This window comes from Faecalibacterium taiwanense (genome assembly GCF_036632915.2).
Lineage (GTDB): Bacteria > Bacillota > Clostridia > Oscillospirales > Ruminococcaceae > Faecalibacterium > Faecalibacterium taiwanense.
Genome location: NZ_CP155552.1, coordinates 1,990,762 through 2,005,846 on the forward strand (window position 1 = coordinate 1,990,762; position 15,085 = coordinate 2,005,846).

Sequence of the window (15,085 nt, forward strand, 5' to 3'; positions counted from 1 at the left end):
TATGCCAAGACCCGGACGCATGACGACCGAACGCGCCAAGGACTTCAAGGGCACCCTGCTGCAGCTTGTGCGCAACCTTGGCCGCTACCGCCTTTCGCTCGTTACCGCCATTGTATTTGCCATTCTTTCTACCATCTTCAATATTGCAGGCCCTAAGGTGCTGGCAAAGGCCACCACGGCTCTTGCCACCGGCTGGATCGCCAAGCTGCGCGGCACCGGCAGCATCGACTTTGTGTATATCGGCCGCATCCTGCTGTTTTTGCTGGGCATGTACCTGCTGAGCAGCGCCTTCAGCTTTATTCAGGGCTGGCTCATGACCGGCCTTTCCCAGAAAGTCTGCTACGACTTCCGCAAGCAGATCAGCGAAAAGATCAACCGCCTGCCCCTTGCCTACTTTGAAAAGCGCACCGTGGGCGAGGTGCTGTCCCGCATCACCAACGATGTGGACACGCTGGGCCAGAGCCTGAACCAGAGCATCACCCAGCTCATCACCAGTGTGACCACCATGATCGGCGTGCTGGTCATGATGCTGTCCATCAGCCCGAAGATGACCCTGATCGCCCTGCTGATCCTGCCGGTCTCGCTGGTGCTGGTGCTCATCGTGGTCAAGTTCAGCCAGAAATACTTCAAGGCCCAGCAGGCCATTCTGGGCGTTGTGAACGGTCAGGTGGAAGAAGTCTACTCCGGCCACAACGTGGTCAAAGCCTTCAACCGCGAGGCCGTGGTGCTGAACGACTTCAACGCCGCCAACAATAAGCTGTACGAATCCGCATGGAAGAGCCAGTTTCTCTCCGGCCTGATGATGCCCATTATGAACTTTGTGGGCAATCTGGGCTACGTGGCAGTGGCCATCGTGGGCAGCATTTTTGCGGCAAACGGCACCATTACCATCGGCGACATTCAGGCCTTCATCCAGTACGTCAAGAACTTCACCCAGCCCATCCAGCAGCTTTCTCAGGTGTCCAACATGCTGCAGAGCATGGCCGCTGCCGCTGAGCGGGTGTTCGAGTTTCTGAACGAGCCGGAAGAGGATCAGCAGGCAGACCCGGCCCGCCGGGCCGACCCTGCCTGCATCAACGGTCAGGTGACATTCAGTCATGTCCGCTTCGGCTACACCCCGGACAAGACCATCATCCACGATTTCAGCTGTGAGGTCAAGCCCGGCCAGAAGGTGGCTATCGTCGGCCCTACCGGCGCGGGCAAAACTACCATGGTCAAGCTGCTCATGCGCTTCTATGATGTGGATTCCGGTTCCATCACCCTGAATGGCCACGATGTGCGTGACTTTGACCGCAGCGCTCTGCGCGAGGGCTTCGGCATGGTGCTGCAGGACACATGGCTGTTCAAGGGCACCATCATGGAGAACATCCGCTATGGCCGTCTGGATGCTACCGACGAAGAAGTGATCGCCGCCGCCAAGGCTGCCAACGCTGACCACTTTATCCGCACCCTGCCCGGCGGCTACCAGATGGAGCTGAACGAGGACGCTTCCAACGTGAGTCAGGGCCAGAAGCAGCTGCTCACCATCGCCCGCACCATTCTGGCAGATAACCGCATCCTGATTTTGGACGAGGCCACCAGCAGTGTGGATACCCGCACCGAGCAGCGCATCCAAACCGCCATGGACCGCCTGATGGAGGGCCGCACCAGCTTTGTGATCGCACACCGTCTTTCCACCATCCGGGATGCCGACCTCATCCTTGTGATGCGAGATGGCGATATTGTGGAGCAGGGCACCCACGACCAGCTGATCGAAGCAGGCGGCTTCTACGCCGACCTGTACAACAGCCAGTTCGAGGACGTGGTGGAGTAAGCTGCCCGTCATCGCAGTATAAGCACAAAAAGAGCACCTGCTGCCTTCGGAAAGGAAGGCAGCAGGTGCTATTTGTTTACCCTCTCAGTCATCGCTACGCGATGCCAGCTCCCCCGAGAGGGGGAGCTTTTCAGCAGTTACCGGTCAGCTGCAATAGAGCTCTCCCTTCGGGAGAGCTGGCGCGAATGCGCCTGAGAGGGTTTTCTTTTTTCTTTATTCCTCCACCGCTTCCAGCTTCAGGCCGAACAGCTTTTCCGAGAGGGACGGCAGCAGCTGCTGCACCGCGCGGACATAGGCCATCACCAACGGGTCCCCGCGCTTTTGTCCCAGCACGATGCCGAACCGGTGTCCCCTGCCCCAGTCCAGCACCCGCGCAAAGCTGAGATCCGGTCTGCGGTAATAGACTGCAGGAACCATCTTGAGCGCAGGATCCCCATAGGATGCGCTGCGGATGCCGCCCACCGGCGTAAAGTTCACTCCGCGCTCCAGCCCCTCCTGCAGCAGGCTGGTCTCGTAGACGGTCTGGTACATCTCTTTGACGGGCAGCCAGCGGTATTGCAGCGCCTGCTCCAGACTCAGCCTGCCCACCGGCATATCGGCGGGCGGGTGGATGGGAATGCACAGCTCCGGCGCATAAAGCAGCGGGATGAAAGTGAACCCCTGCGCGTAAAATTCCGCACTTTCCAACTGGAAAGAAAGGTCCGCGTCCCCTTTTTTCAGACTGCGCCAGACCTCGCTGCGACTGGCGCACTGCATCATAATAGACGTGTATTGCAGACACAGCTCGTTCGTCAGAGAAAACAGGTCGTACCCGAACATCCGCATCGCCTCATGGCTCCATGCAATGACCAGATGCCGTTCCGGCGGATTTTCCTGCTGCTGTACCGCACGGGCATGGCGCACTGCCTCCTGATATAAGGCCGTCAACTGCTTTGCCTTGGGGTAAAAGTCCCGGCCTGCCGGGGTCAGGATCACCCGGCGCGGTACATGCTGGAACAGTTCAAACTGCAGTTGCCCTTCCAGCGTGCGGATCTGCTGCGAAAGCGCCGACTGCGAAAGATACAGTGCCTCTGCTGCTGCCGAAAAACTGTCCATCTCTACGATCTTCACAAATCCTTCCAGTGCACTCTGGTTCATCTGCGCATCCTCGCTTTCTTACATTAGGATTTCCTAAATTATAATATAACATAATTGAATTGTAAAGTGCGTCACTCTACGCTACAATTGTTAAAGATTCAGCAAAGTGGTTTTTACCCTGCTGCACGATAAGAAGAGAAAAGAGAAAGAGAGCGTACCTATGAAAAAGATTTCCCGCAAGGGCTTTCTGAAGATCGCCGCTGCCGCCGCCATGAGCGGTGTCACTGCCGGCGCACTGGCTGCCTGCAATTCCGCCTCCAGCTCCACTGCCTCCGGTGCTGCCGGTCAGTACATCCCCGGCACCTACGAGGGCACCGCCGAGGGCATCTCCTCCACCGTCAAGGTCACCATGACCTTCTCTGACAGCGCTGTCACCGACGTGGTGGTGGACACCTCCGGCGAGACCGCTTCTTTCGGCGCTGCCGCTGCCGATGAGCTGCGTGAGCAGCTGATGGCTGCCGGTTCTGCCGAGATCGACGGCGTTTCCGGCTCTACCATCACCTCCGATGCCGTGATGAAGGCTGCCAAGAGCTGCTACGCACAGGCAAAGGGTGAGGCCGTGGTGTCCAGCGTGCAGCTGCCCACAGGCGACGCAAACGACTGGCTGGGCAAAGAGCCTGATATCGACGAGACTGCCATCACTGAGACCGTGGACACCGACATCCTCATTGTGGGTGCAGGCAACGGCGGTATGTTTGCTGCCGCCTATGCAGCTGCGAACGGCCTGAATTTCCGCGTTATTGAGCAGAACGCCAACGTACAGGACACCCGCCACTGGTACGGCGCTATCGACTCCGCTGCCGCCAAGGAGGCCGGTGAAAAGCCCGCCGACCGCGCCAAGCTGCTGAGCGAGATCTCCCGCTACGCCTCCGGTAAGTGTGACCAGCGCGTCGTCAAGACCTGGATCAATGAGTCTGCCGCTATGCACGACTTCATGCGCAGCATTCTGGAAGATAAGTACGGCTGGGTGTGCGATTTCACCTCCGGCAGCGAGGCTGCATGGCCCACAGAGAATGCTGAGCACAATACCGACTACCTCTTCCCTGTGCAGGAGCATAACTACATGGCCAGCGAAAGCGCATCTGGTCTGGCCCGCAACGAGCTGCTGCTGCAGTACATTCAGGAGCTGGGCTACGATGTGGACTTCAAGACCAGTCTGGCCAAGCTGGAAAAGAACAGCGAGGGCCGCATTACCGGCATCATCGCCCAGAGCACCGAAGATGACCACTTTATCCGCTACAACGCCAACAAGGGCGTGCTGCTGGCCTGCGGCGGTTTCCCCGGCAACCCCTACATGATGGAGCAGCTGGACCCGCTTGGCACCAGCGTGACCACCGCCTGCTCCTACTCCCCCGCCGACAAGGGCTACGGCATCCGCGCTGCTGTATGGGCCGGTGCCAATCTGGACAAGGAAGCCGCTCCCATGCTGTTTGACCGCGGCGTTGTTGCCCCCGGCGTGGATGGCGGCTATGTGGATAGCGACACTGCCTTTGGCGGCAAGGCCTTCCCCGGCAAGATCCGCCAGTACAACCCCGGTACCCAGCCCTTCCTGAAGGTGAACCGCAACGGCGAGCGCTTTGCCAACGAGAGCTGCCCCTACAACGATATCGTCTACGCTGCTGCCCACCAGCCGGGCCGCGTCTACGCACAGATCTGCGATGCCAACATTCTGGAGGACGCAAAGCGTTTCCACACCATCGGCTGCTCTGCCCAGACCCGCAACGGCGGCGAGAAGTACATTCAGGGTAAGATGGACGAGGCTATTGAGGCCGGTGCATTGTTCAAGTGCGATACGCTGGACGAGCTGGCCGACAAGATGGGCTTTACCGGTGCTGCCAAGGACACCTTCCTTGCTACCGTGGAGCGCTACAATGAGCTGTACGACAAGCAGAACGACGAGGATTTCGGCAAGCCCGCTTACCGCCTGAGTGCCATCCGCACTGCGCCCTTCTACGGCTGCTGGCTGGGTGCTTCTCTGCTGACCACCGAGCAGGGCATTGCCATCAACGAAAAGGGTCAGGCGCTGGACAACAACAACCAGCCCATGGAGGGCCTGTATATCACCGGTGATATGTCCGGCAGCTTCTTTGCCAACAACTACCCCTGCCTGATGGCTGGTGTGGCCATGGGCCGCACCCTGACCTTCGCCATGAAGGCCGTCAAGCAGATGGCGGGTCTGGATAACGCCTGATCCAGCGCGGTTTTCCAGCACAACTTAAGCGTTTTTCCATTTCTTCTTTCTTCATGAAGAGAGGCGGTCCCTGTTTGGGGCCGCCTCTCTTTGCCATTTTTTCGCCACGTGCCCCCTACACAAATCCCCACGATTGTGCTATGATAAAGCTGAACAGCCGGTTTGTGCCAGACAACCGGCAAAATCGAGGTGTTTGTACAAATGTCTGATCTCCTTGAAACTCTGCAGCAGGAAGGGGTAGACCCCGCTCTGCTGGAAGCAGTCCAACAGTACCGCGCTGCCCATGCCCTGCCGGACGCACTGCGCCCGCGCATCCCTTCCCCTGCCTTTACCTACTACGGCAAACAGGTGTGGGAGCAGGCGCTGGCGGCGCTGCTCTGCGGCGAAAACCTGCTGCTGGCAGGCGGAAAAGCCACCGGCAAAAACGTGCTGGCCGAAAACCTTGCCGCCGCCTTTGGCCGTCCCGCATGGGACATCTCCTTCCATGTGAACATGGACGCAGCATCCCTCATCGGCATGGATACTTTTGCGGACGGTCAGGTGGTGTTCCGGCCCGGCCCGGTATACCGCTGCGCCCAGTGCGGCGGCTTTGGTGTGCTGGATGAGATCAACATGGCCAAAAACGAAGCGCTGGCCGTGCTGCACGCGGTGCTGGACTTCCGCCGCGCCATCGATGTACCCGGCTACGACCGCATCCCGCTGGCGGAGGAGACCCGCTTTATTGCCACCATGAACTACGGTTATGCCGGCACCCGTGAGCTGAACGAGGCCCTCACCTCCCGTTTCGTGGTCATCCAGATGCCCACCATTACGCAGGACGATCTGGAGAAGCTGCTGCGGACGCAGTTCCCCGATCTTGCTTCCAAGTATGTGCGCCAGTTTGCACTGCTGTTCCTTGACCTGCAGAAAAAGTGCGACAGTGCGGAAATTTCCACCAAGGCGCTGGATCTGCGCGGTATGCTGGATGCCCTGCGGCTGATCCGGCGCGGCATCCCGGCAGGCGCGGCACTGGATATGGGCATCACCAACAAGGCCTTTGACTCCTACGAGCAGGGCCTGATCCGTGATGTGATCGCAGCGCGCATTCCGGCCAAGCTGGATGCCGCCAAGCTCTTTGGCTGATGGACGCCCAGAGTTACACCGCGCAGGAGCGGCGTGCGGCCAATCAGGTCTGGGCTGCTGCAGGAGCCTATGGCTTTGAGCCGCTGTTTCTGGCCCGCTATACCGACGGCACCACCGATTTTTACATGAACACGGTCGTGGGCCTCATCCATAAATATTACGGTGACGCGCTGATCCGCAGCGTCTTTGACGCATGGGACGGTGATCTGCGGCAGACGATGCTGGACGACATGACATGGCTGTATCTGGAAAATGCAGCCTATCGGCTGGAGCTGCCCCGCCGCCCGGTGCTGGAAGCGCTGCGCCATGCCCATGCAGATTACTTTTTTGCGATTCAATACAAGCTCTCCCGTCAGGAGTGGATGGCAAAAAATCAGCTGGTCTACACCATGCAGGCCGCACGCTGGCGGCGTGTGCTGGGCCGTGCCGACCCGGTGATGACCCCTTATGAGTCCGGCCTTGCCGCCGCGCTAGCCCCGGAGCATGTGCCGGAGCCGGAACAGCTGAAAGCCGAAATTTTATCGATCTACGCAAAATTCAACCTGTTCGACGGCACTGTGCACCAGAGAGCAGCTTTGCATCTGCATCTGGACGGCCTGCTGGCAAAGCTTGCCACCAAAGCCATGCCCACCCAGATGATCAAGACCGACCGCGTGACCGTGGAGCACTCAAGCTCCGTGGATGCTGTGGGCGGTGGACTGGCGGTGGACAAGCGCCGGGCCCACATCACCCTGAAGCAGGATGCCGCGCAGGACAGAGCCTACATTGAAAGCTGCTTCGGCCGCTCTCTCTACCCACCGGAACGGCTGCGCAAGGCTGAGCAGGAGCTTTGCGTGGGCGACCACCTGGGATGCCATTTGTGGTTCAGTGCCGGTGTGCCCAGCCCGGAGCAGGCTCCCACACCGGAAGCAAAGCATCTGGCTGAACAGGCTGAGCTGCAGGCCGACCGCAACCGCGCTTATTACGCCAAAAATCGGGAACTGCACCGCAGTGTGGTGCTGCGGCTCACCGAGCAGATCCGCAACTGCATCCTTGTGCACCAGCAGCCCAACGCCCGTGTTGCCCGCAGTGGCAACCTGAACGCTGGGCGCATCTGGCGCGCACCACTTTTGAACGATGACCGGGTGTTTTTGTGTGCCGAGGAAGAGAACCAGCCCTCTTTTACGGTAGACCTTTTATTGGACGCATCCGCTTCCCGCCTGCACTGTCAGGAAGTGATCGCGGCTCAAGGATCCATTTTGGCCCAGAGCCTTGCGGCCTGCGGGATCCCGGTGCGGGTGTCCAGCTTCAGCAGCCTGCGGGGCTACACCGTACTGCGTGTGCTCAAAGGCTTTGCAGACAAAAACCTGCAAAACATCAACCGATATTTTGCTTCCGGCTGGAACCGTGACGGCCTTGCTCTGCGGGCCGCAGGCGACCTTTTGCAGTATGCGCCCGGTCCTGCGCCGCGGCATCTGCTCATCGTGCTGACGGACGCTTCGCCCAACGACAGCCGCCGCATCCCGCCCAGTGCAGAAAACCCGCTGGGCTGCGGTTACGAGGACGCTGCCGGTGTGGCTGACACTGCCGCGCAGGTGCGTGCGCTGCAGCGCATGGGCATCCGGGTGTCGGCTGTGTTCATGGGTGAGGACAGCTCTGCCGGTGCCGCTGCACAGATCTACGGCAAAAACATGGCCCGTATCCGCGGCATGGACCAACTGGCCCGCGCGGCCGGGCGGCTGATCCAGAACGAGATCCGTGAACTGGGCGATTGAACCATATTTTACCAGAACAGCCCACAGATGGGAGGCTTTGGCCTTGCCGTCTGTGGGCTGTTTTTGATACAGAACACAACTGATTCACTCTTGCAACAACCATGTTTCGGGTCACTGTTGCAGGATGCGCGGAAATATTTTGTTTTTCAGCAAACTTATAGTTGTTTTTTGTTGCGAAGTATGCTATACTATGTTCAGTCAATAAAACATTCCTGCGTAAGCCGCCTGCTGTGCACCGGGTCGTTTGGCGCAGTGCCCATCCGTTATACAACGAACTGCTGTGTTATAGTTTCAGGAGGGAACCGATCATGGATGCCAACCGTTATTTTGATGCCATGCACAACGCTATGTCAGCTCAGCACCCCGGTGCGCAGCTGCTTTTAACGGTAAAGCTGCAGGACACCTGCGGCAACGATGCCTGCCTGGAGCTGAAGCAGCTGCCCGGTGAGAGCACCTCCATTCTGTGCTACTCCACCATGGGTCGCCGCTGCCTGAACTTCCAGCTGTTCCGCAAGGGCTGGCAGCTGTGCCACAACGCCGATGGGCAGCTGGTGGGCCGCTTCCCTTCCAGCGCCGACGGCCTGATCGACGAGACCGATTTCCGCGCCTACTGCCGTGAGGACCGGCTGGATATGGCCCGCACCCAGCGCATCACCGCCGAGCTTCGCCAGTGCGCCGGTATCAATTATCAGGGCAGCATCCCGCAGAACGCCCGCACCGGTGCCGTTATTACCGTGGAGAGTTTTGTAGGGGCCGGTGCTCGCTGGACCTACTGGAGTCAGGATGTTCTGCCAAGCCTGCCGCTGGGTGCCATCCTCTACTGGCTGGCGGATCATCTGGCCGGTGCCGAGCGCCGCACCCTGCAGGCCGACCCGCAGGCAGCCCGCCTTGCCGCCCAGTGGCTGGCCGGTGATACAGCCGTATTCTTCCATCCGTCGGTGCCGATGACCGCCATGAATACGGTCTCTTCCGGCTCTGCGCCCGCACGCCGCCGCACCACTGTGCCCGCTGCCCGCAACAAGAGCTGGCAAAGCATCATGGCCGTGATGGCAGGCATGTGAACGAAAAAGCAAGGAAAGACCGATCGTCTCTCCTTGCTTTTTCAGTATTATTCGAGGTACGGGTCCAGCAGGGCATCCACCGTTTTGTTCCGCTTGGGGTTCGGCTTTTTGATCACATGGCCGCGGCAGACCACCAGTTCCAGATGCTGCAGCGCACGCAGGTCTTCCAGTGGGTTGTGCTTTGTCACAATAAAATCTGCGCTCTTGCCCGGCTCAATGGAACCGGTTACGTCTCCTACTCCGGCCAGCTGAGCATTGCGCAGGGTGGCCGTGTACAGGGCGAACTGGTTGCTTACACCGCAGTATTTGTGGAAGTAGCACAGCTCCCGCCAGAAATCGTACTGGGTGATGTACGGGCAGCCTACATCGTTGCCCAAGGCCACCGGGATGCCGTTGGCAAGGGCGGTCTTTGCGCTTTCCACCACACCGTCAAACACGATCTTGCCGTTATACTGGTCCTTTTCCGAAGCGCCGGAAACCGCTGTATCGAACAGCGCATAGGGCAGCGCCGGGGAGATGGTGGTGCACACAAAGGCTCCCCGCTCCTTGTAAAGCCGGATGGTCTCATCGTCCATCTTTGCGCCGTGCTCAATGGAATCCACTCCGTTTTCCAGCGCCACCTTTACGCCTTCTGGCGACTCGGTGTGTGCCGCCACGGTATAGCCCAGCTTGTGGGCCTCGTCGCAGACGGCTTTGACCATTTCCGGCTTCATCTTCAGCTCGCCGGGGGTTCCCTTTTCGGTGGCATCCAGCACGCCGCCGGTGATCATCAGCTTGACAAGATCCACCTTCTGTCCGCTGGCCTTTTTGAGCTGAGCAAGTGCTTCGGCATTGTTATGGGCCGCAACTGCCACCGAGCCTGCCATATGTCCGCCCGGCACCGAAATACCCTCGTTGGCAGCAAGGATGCGCGGTGCCAGCAGTCTGCCTGCAGCGGCATCATCACGGCAGCGGGTGTCAAAATCTGCAATGCCGCCCACGGTGCGGATGGTAGTCACGCCACCCAGCAGTTCCAGCTTCGCGTAGCTGCATACCAGCCTGTAGGCCACCGCACGGGTCAGGCCATTGCTCAGAATTTTGCGCACCAGCGCAGCATTATCCCGCGGCTTTGCGCCGGGCTTGCCGTTACCTGCCAGATGCACATGCAGGTTGATCAGGCCCGGGCACAGATAGCCTCCGTGCAGATCGATCACCTCATAACCGTCCAGATCCACGCCCTCATCGACAATGGCAATGATCTTATCATCCTCGGTCAGCAGGATCTTGTGCGCTTCCGGCTGCATCTGCTCGGTGCCATCCAGCAGGATCCCGTTCGTATAGGCACGTTTCATTGGGAACATCCTCTCTTTTTCAGGTTTTTTCGGACAGAAGTTGTTTTATTTCAGTATAGCACGTTCCGGCAGATGGTGCAATGCAAAAACGGGCAGGAAAGGTTCAGCCCTCTCCTGCCCGCTCGGTGTTTTTATTTACTGTGCGGCTGCGCTGGAAGCTACTTCGGAAGCAGCAGCCTCAGAAGATGCGGCTTCCGAAGAAGCAGCTTCGCTGGATGCGGCATCTGCGCCGCCGGTCACGCCGCCCTCAACGACCAGCTCATCCTCATAGTCAAGGCCGTAGGTATCCACCAGAGTCTCCTCATAGTCCTTGTGGAAGAAGTTCTCCTCGCCCAGAGCCTTGATCTCCTCGTTCAGCCAATCCAGAACGGTGGTGTTGCCCTGGCTCACAGCGGGAGCAATGGTGTCCTGGCTGCCCAGAGAGGGAATGCCGACCGTGTAGCCGGTGTTCTGCTTTGCAAATGCAATGACCTCGGTGTTATCGTTGGCCCATGCCACGCCGTTGCCGTTCTCCAGTGCATTCTTGGCCGTTGCATAGGAATCGTACTTCTGCAGCGGAATGTCGGGGTACTCCTTGGTCAGGTAGGTCTCGGCGGTGGTGCCGGAAATGACGATCATCTGGTCGTCAGCGTTCCAGTTGTCCAGAGTGGTGATAACGTTGCTGTCCGGAGAAATGACACCCAGAGCCACGTTCATGTAAGGCAGAGCAAAGTCCACTTCCTCTGCGCGCTCCGGGGTCACGGTGAAGTTTGCCAGGATCACATCCGCCTTGCCGGTCTGCAGGTACTCGATGCGGTTGGCAGCTTCGGTGGAAACGAAGTTGATCTCTACGCCCAGATCCTCGCCCAGACGGCGTGCAAAGTAGACATCATAGCCCTGATATTCGCCGTTCTCGTCCACATAGCCGAACGGGTTCTTATCGGAGAACACGCCGATGTTGATGGTGCCGGACTCCTTGATCTGATCCAGAGTGCGGTAGACCACGCTGCTGCCGGATGCTGCGCTGCCGGATGCTGCAGTGGAAGCAGAAGAAGAGCCGCCGCATGCGGTCAGAACAGCGGCAGCGGAAACTGCGCCCAGACCCAGCAGGAAGGAACGACGAGAGATCTTAGACTGTTTCATAATGATTACTCCTTTACAAAATCTTTCCCATTTGGCTGCGGAACACCCGCAGCCTTTATCTTGATCTGTGACTCATTTCACAGCATCAAACGTGAAGGTGCGCAGGAAGCGTTGCGCGCGCTCGGTCTTGGGCCGGTCAAAGAACTCGGCCGGTGCAGCTTCTTCCACGATCTTGCCGCCATCCAGAAAGATGACGCGGTTGGCAATGGCGCGGGCAAACTGCATTTCGTGGGTGACGATGATCATGGTCTTGCCCTGCTTGGCAAGGTCCAGCATAACGTCCAGCACCTCGCGCACCATTTCCGGATCAAGGGCAGCGGTCACTTCGTCAAACAGAAGGATCTCCGGGTGCATACACAGTGCGCGCACGATGGCAACGCGCTGCTTCTGTCCGCCGGAAAGCTCCCGCGGGTAGCTGTTTTTCTTGGCAAGCAGGCCCACACGGTCCAGCAGAGCTTCGGCCTCCTGCTGCACTTCCGCTTTGGGGCGCTTCTGCACCTTGGTGGGTGCCAGAAGCACATTGTCCAGCACCGTCATGTGCGGGAACAGCTCGTAGCTCTGGAACACCATGCCGATGCGCTGGCGCAGCTGGGTCAGATTTTTACCGCCGTAGGCAACGGTCTCATTGCCCAGCCGCACCCGGCCGCTCTGGGTGGGCTCCAGACCATTCAGACAGCGCAGCAGGGTGCTTTTGCCGCAGCCCGAAGGGCCGACCACCACGATGACCTCGCCGGGCTTGACAGCAAAGCTGATATCATCCAGCACGGGGGTCTCGCCATAGGCCTTGATCAGATGTTCAACAGTCAAAATAGGTTCTGCCATGTACGGTCACTTCCATTTCTTTTCGAGATAGGATGCCAGCAGACTGATGGGCCAGCATACGAAGAAATATAACACGAAAACCGTGAGATAAATGCCAAACGCTGCGTTGGGGCTGGCGGTGCGGTTGGCCTCGATGATCTGCTGTGCTACCTTGATCACTTCCACCACACCGATCATCAGCACAAGGCTGGTGGTCTTGATCATGCGGGTAATCAGGTTGATGGACAGCGGGATCAGGCGGCGCACCGTCTGCGGAATGATGATGTACCAGTAGGTCTGCGCACGGCTCATGCCAAGGGCCTCGGCGCTCTCATACTGGTGCTTCGGAATGGCGATCAGCGCACCGCGCACAAGGTCGCTCATTTCTGCGGTGCCCCACAGCACAAACACGATGATGGATGCCGTCTCGCCGGAAAGGTTCCACCCAAAGGCACGGGTGGTGCCGAAGTAAACGAGGAACAGCAGCACCATCTGCGGCATGATGCGGACGAACTCCAGATAAAGCCGCAGGACCGCCTTGATAACGGGGTTGCGGGAGGTCATGAGCACGCCCAGCAGGATGCCCAGCGGCAGGCTGATGATCACCGAGACGGCGCTGATCTTGAGTGCAACGCCAAGGCCGCCCAGCAGGCGGGCCATGTTTTTGCCCTTGAACAGGACATCAAGACCCAAATCCAGCATAGCGCAGCCTCCTTTCGATCAGGCTGCCCACAATGGACACCGGCAGCAGAATGATAAGGTAGAACACCACCAGCAGAAACAGACATTCGATGGTTTTGGAGTACATGCCGATCAGGTCCTTTGCCGTGAACATCAGGTCCATCAGGCTGATGGCGCTGAACACGCTGGTCTCCTTGAGCAGGAAGATCACATTTGCCATGAAAGCCGGCATACTGGTGGACATGGCCTGCGGCAGAATGATGTAGCGCATGGTCTGCCAGCGGTTCATGCCAAGGCTGTAGGCACTCTCGGTCTGGATGGGCTCAATGGCTTCCAGACCGCTGCGGAACGCTTCGGCCATGTAGCTGCCGCCCAGAAACGCCAGACCGGCAATGCCGCAGATCTCGGCATTGGTGCGGATGCCCACCTTGGGCAGGCCATAATAAATGAAGAACAGCTGCACCAGCAGCGGTGTGTTGCGGGACAGCTGGATGTAAACACCCACGATCTGCCGCAGAACGGGCACCTTGTCATACTGGATCACTGCGCAGGCAAGGCCAATGATGATGGCAAAAATGATGCCTGCAACGCCCAGCCGCACGGTAAGTACAGCGGCCTTCTGGTAGAGCGGCAAATATTGCTGGATCGCATTCCAGTCCATTGCCGGATTCCTCCCTTGTATCCTGATTTGCGGGTCAAAACAAAACGCCCGGAAGCTCCCTCTTCAAGTAAGCTCCCAGGCGGTCAGCGACAGATCCTTCTGCGTGTTCCCACACAGAATATGCAGATATGCTCACACGGCATACCATACTGCAGGGCGGCCGGTCCGGGAAGCGTTTGCGGTACAACAACACATTGCGCAACAACACATCATAGCCGTTTCCTCCCTGAATGATCTCAATTTTCGGATTTGCTCGACCCGATGCACGTAGTTTACACCCTATTACCCATTATGTCAATATGATTATGGGACTTCTTTCGATTCTTTGCTCATTCAGCCTAAAATCATCTCATTCTATGTGTAAATTTTATTCATTTTTCAACTTGACCGTATGCGTCGTACGGACAGCAAAAAGCCCTCCCGTCGGGGGAGGGCCGGGCCGGACAAAGATTTTTTAGGAAAGTTTAAGAAACAGCCGGTTTTGCTTTCTGCTGCCATATGCTCCCCTTCTGCCTTTTCTTTTATAAATAAGTATCATGATCTCCCGGGAAAAGTGCAATCAAAAGGCACCGGCTTGTGCAAAAAAGCCGGTGCCTTGGGGCAGGAATATTTTACAGGTTCAGCAGCACATTGGCCCGGAAAACGCTGCCGCCCGTTTCCACCGTCAGATTGCCGTGATACCTGTGCACGGCAGTTTCGACGGAAACAAGGCCGATGCCCTGTCCGTCATGCTTGGTGGAGTGCAAAACGCCGCCCTGCTTTTTCAGCACGCCGTCATAGCGGTTCTCCACCATCAGGCCCATCATGGCCGGGCTGAGCATCCGGGCCAGCACCTTGATCTGCCGTTCTTCCGGCGGCAGCTTCTGGCTGGCATGGAGCGCATTTTCCAGCAGGTTGCCAAGAATGGTGCACAGGTCGGCCTCCGGCAGGGGCAGGAGCTTGGGCAGTTCCAGCTTCCATTCGATCTGGATGCCCTGTTTCCGGGCCTCGTAGTCGTAGTGGCCGGCAAGCGCATCCACCGCAGCGTTGACGCACAGGGTGGGTCTGGCATCGCTGAGTTCGCTCTCGTACTGGCTCAGGTAGCTTTTCAGTTCATCCAGCCGCCCGGCCTCGGTCAGGCCGGAGATCACATGCAGGTGCTGGCGGAAATCGTGCCGCAGGTGGCGGGTCTGTTCCAGATAGCTGCGCAGCTCCATATAGCGGCGGGACTCCACGGCCAACAGCTGGTTTTCGCGGTCCAGCTGGGAGCTGCGGGCATACTCCTTTGCCACGCGGTACATCTCGTACGATCTGCTTCATCGGGATGCTGCACTGGCCCTGACCATCGCGCCGGAAAACACAAAAGCCTACTATTGGCTTATTCGCTCGTACCAGAAGCAGCACATGGACGAGATGGCAGCGGGCGAGCTTG

12 protein-coding genes are annotated in these 15,085 nt (G+C 58.5%); 5 read left to right on the forward strand and 7 right to left on the reverse strand.

The window, feature by feature from the left end; translation table 11 throughout:
- Position 1 precedes the first annotated feature (1 nt).
- Positions 2-1,813, forward strand: coding sequence for an ABC transporter ATP-binding protein (locus PXT33_RS09880; protein WP_332376444.1), 1,812 nt, complete (start codon positions 2-4; stop codon positions 1,811-1,813).
- A 213-nt stretch (positions 1,814-2,026) separates the two neighbouring features.
- Here PXT33_RS09880 and PXT33_RS09885 read toward each other — a convergent pair whose 3' ends face one another.
- The gene (locus PXT33_RS09885; protein ID WP_332376445.1) at positions 2,027-2,950 is read right to left on the reverse strand and encodes a LysR family transcriptional regulator; all 924 of its coding nucleotides are present in this window, start codon (positions 2,948-2,950) and stop codon (positions 2,027-2,029) included.
- A gap of 160 nt (positions 2,951-3,110) precedes the next feature.
- Between PXT33_RS09885 and PXT33_RS09890 the strand changes: the two genes are divergently transcribed.
- The 4 genes from PXT33_RS09890 (at position 3,111) to PXT33_RS09905 (ending at position 9,078) form a co-directional block, all read left to right on the forward strand.
- Positions 3,111-5,141 (forward strand): FAD-binding protein, encoded by a 2,031-nt coding sequence (locus tag PXT33_RS09890; protein ID WP_332376446.1) that lies wholly within the window; start codon positions 3,111-3,113, stop codon positions 5,139-5,141.
- A 201-nt stretch (positions 5,142-5,342) separates the two neighbouring features.
- On the forward strand, positions 5,343-6,263 hold the full coding sequence (locus PXT33_RS09895) for an AAA family ATPase (protein ID WP_207699006.1): 921 nt from the start codon (positions 5,343-5,345) through the stop codon (positions 6,261-6,263).
- Positions 6,263-8,017, forward strand: coding sequence for a hypothetical protein (locus PXT33_RS09900; RefSeq protein WP_332376447.1), 1,755 nt, complete (start codon positions 6,263-6,265; stop codon positions 8,015-8,017). The genes PXT33_RS09895 and PXT33_RS09900 overlap by 1 nt, the downstream gene beginning before the upstream one ends.
- A 308-nt stretch (positions 8,018-8,325) precedes the next feature.
- The gene (locus PXT33_RS09905; RefSeq protein WP_097777578.1) at positions 8,326-9,078 is read left to right on the forward strand and encodes a hypothetical protein; all 753 of its coding nucleotides are present in this window, start codon (positions 8,326-8,328) and stop codon (positions 9,076-9,078) included.
- A 47-nt stretch (positions 9,079-9,125) separates the two neighbouring features.
- Here the strand turns inward: PXT33_RS09905 and PXT33_RS09910 are convergent, their stop codons facing one another.
- From PXT33_RS09910 to PXT33_RS09935, 6 genes are all read right to left on the reverse strand, one after another.
- Entirely contained in the window at positions 9,126-10,409 is a 1,284-nt protein-coding gene (locus PXT33_RS09910; protein ID WP_332376448.1) for an amidohydrolase family protein, read from the reverse strand.
- A gap of 135 nt (positions 10,410-10,544) precedes the next feature.
- Positions 10,545-11,531, reverse strand: a complete 987-nt coding sequence (locus tag PXT33_RS09915; protein ID WP_154260449.1) for a substrate-binding domain-containing protein — start codon at positions 11,529-11,531, stop codon at positions 10,545-10,547.
- Positions 11,532-11,603: 72 nt separating this feature from the next.
- Positions 11,604-12,353 (reverse strand): amino acid ABC transporter ATP-binding protein, encoded by a 750-nt coding sequence (locus tag PXT33_RS09920; protein ID WP_005945732.1) that lies wholly within the window; start codon positions 12,351-12,353, stop codon positions 11,604-11,606.
- A 6-nt stretch (positions 12,354-12,359) separates the two neighbouring features.
- A complete protein-coding gene (locus tag PXT33_RS09925) occupies positions 12,360-13,034 on the reverse strand; it encodes an amino acid ABC transporter permease (RefSeq protein ID WP_005945729.1) in 675 nt (224 codons plus the stop codon).
- Positions 13,015-13,674: an amino acid ABC transporter permease gene (locus tag PXT33_RS09930; RefSeq protein WP_005945726.1), complete on the reverse strand. Its 660-nt coding sequence runs from the start codon at positions 13,672-13,674 to the stop codon at positions 13,015-13,017. The genes PXT33_RS09925 and PXT33_RS09930 overlap by 20 nt, the downstream gene beginning before the upstream one ends.
- A gap of 611 nt (positions 13,675-14,285) precedes the next feature.
- Positions 14,286-14,945: a GHKL domain-containing protein gene (locus PXT33_RS09935; protein ID WP_332376449.1), complete on the reverse strand. Its 660-nt coding sequence runs from the start codon at positions 14,943-14,945 to the stop codon at positions 14,286-14,288.
- Positions 14,946-15,085 lie beyond the last annotated feature (140 nt).

Coding starts and splice junctions, on each gene's coding strand:
- PXT33_RS09880 (WP_332376444.1), top strand. CDS start 2: ATGCCAAGACCCGGACGCATGACGACCGAACGCGCCAAGGACTTCAAG.
- PXT33_RS09885 (WP_332376445.1), bottom strand. CDS start 2,950: ATGAACCAGAGTGCACTGGAAGGATTTGTGAAGATCGTAGAGATGGAC.
- PXT33_RS09890 (WP_332376446.1), top strand. CDS start 3,111: ATGAAAAAGATTTCCCGCAAGGGCTTTCTGAAGATCGCCGCTGCCGCC.
- PXT33_RS09895 (WP_207699006.1), top strand. CDS start 5,343: ATGTCTGATCTCCTTGAAACTCTGCAGCAGGAAGGGGTAGACCCCGCT.
- PXT33_RS09900 (WP_332376447.1), top strand. CDS start 6,263: ATGGACGCCCAGAGTTACACCGCGCAGGAGCGGCGTGCGGCCAATCAG.
- PXT33_RS09905 (WP_097777578.1), top strand. CDS start 8,326: ATGGATGCCAACCGTTATTTTGATGCCATGCACAACGCTATGTCAGCT.
- PXT33_RS09910 (WP_332376448.1), bottom strand. CDS start 10,409: ATGAAACGTGCCTATACGAACGGGATCCTGCTGGATGGCACCGAGCAG.
- PXT33_RS09915 (WP_154260449.1), bottom strand. CDS start 11,531: ATGAAACAGTCTAAGATCTCTCGTCGTTCCTTCCTGCTGGGTCTGGGC.
- PXT33_RS09920 (WP_005945732.1), bottom strand. CDS start 12,353: ATGGCAGAACCTATTTTGACTGTTGAACATCTGATCAAGGCCTATGGC.
- PXT33_RS09925 (WP_005945729.1), bottom strand. CDS start 13,034: ATGCTGGATTTGGGTCTTGATGTCCTGTTCAAGGGCAAAAACATGGCC.
- PXT33_RS09930 (WP_005945726.1), bottom strand. CDS start 13,674: ATGGACTGGAATGCGATCCAGCAATATTTGCCGCTCTACCAGAAGGCC.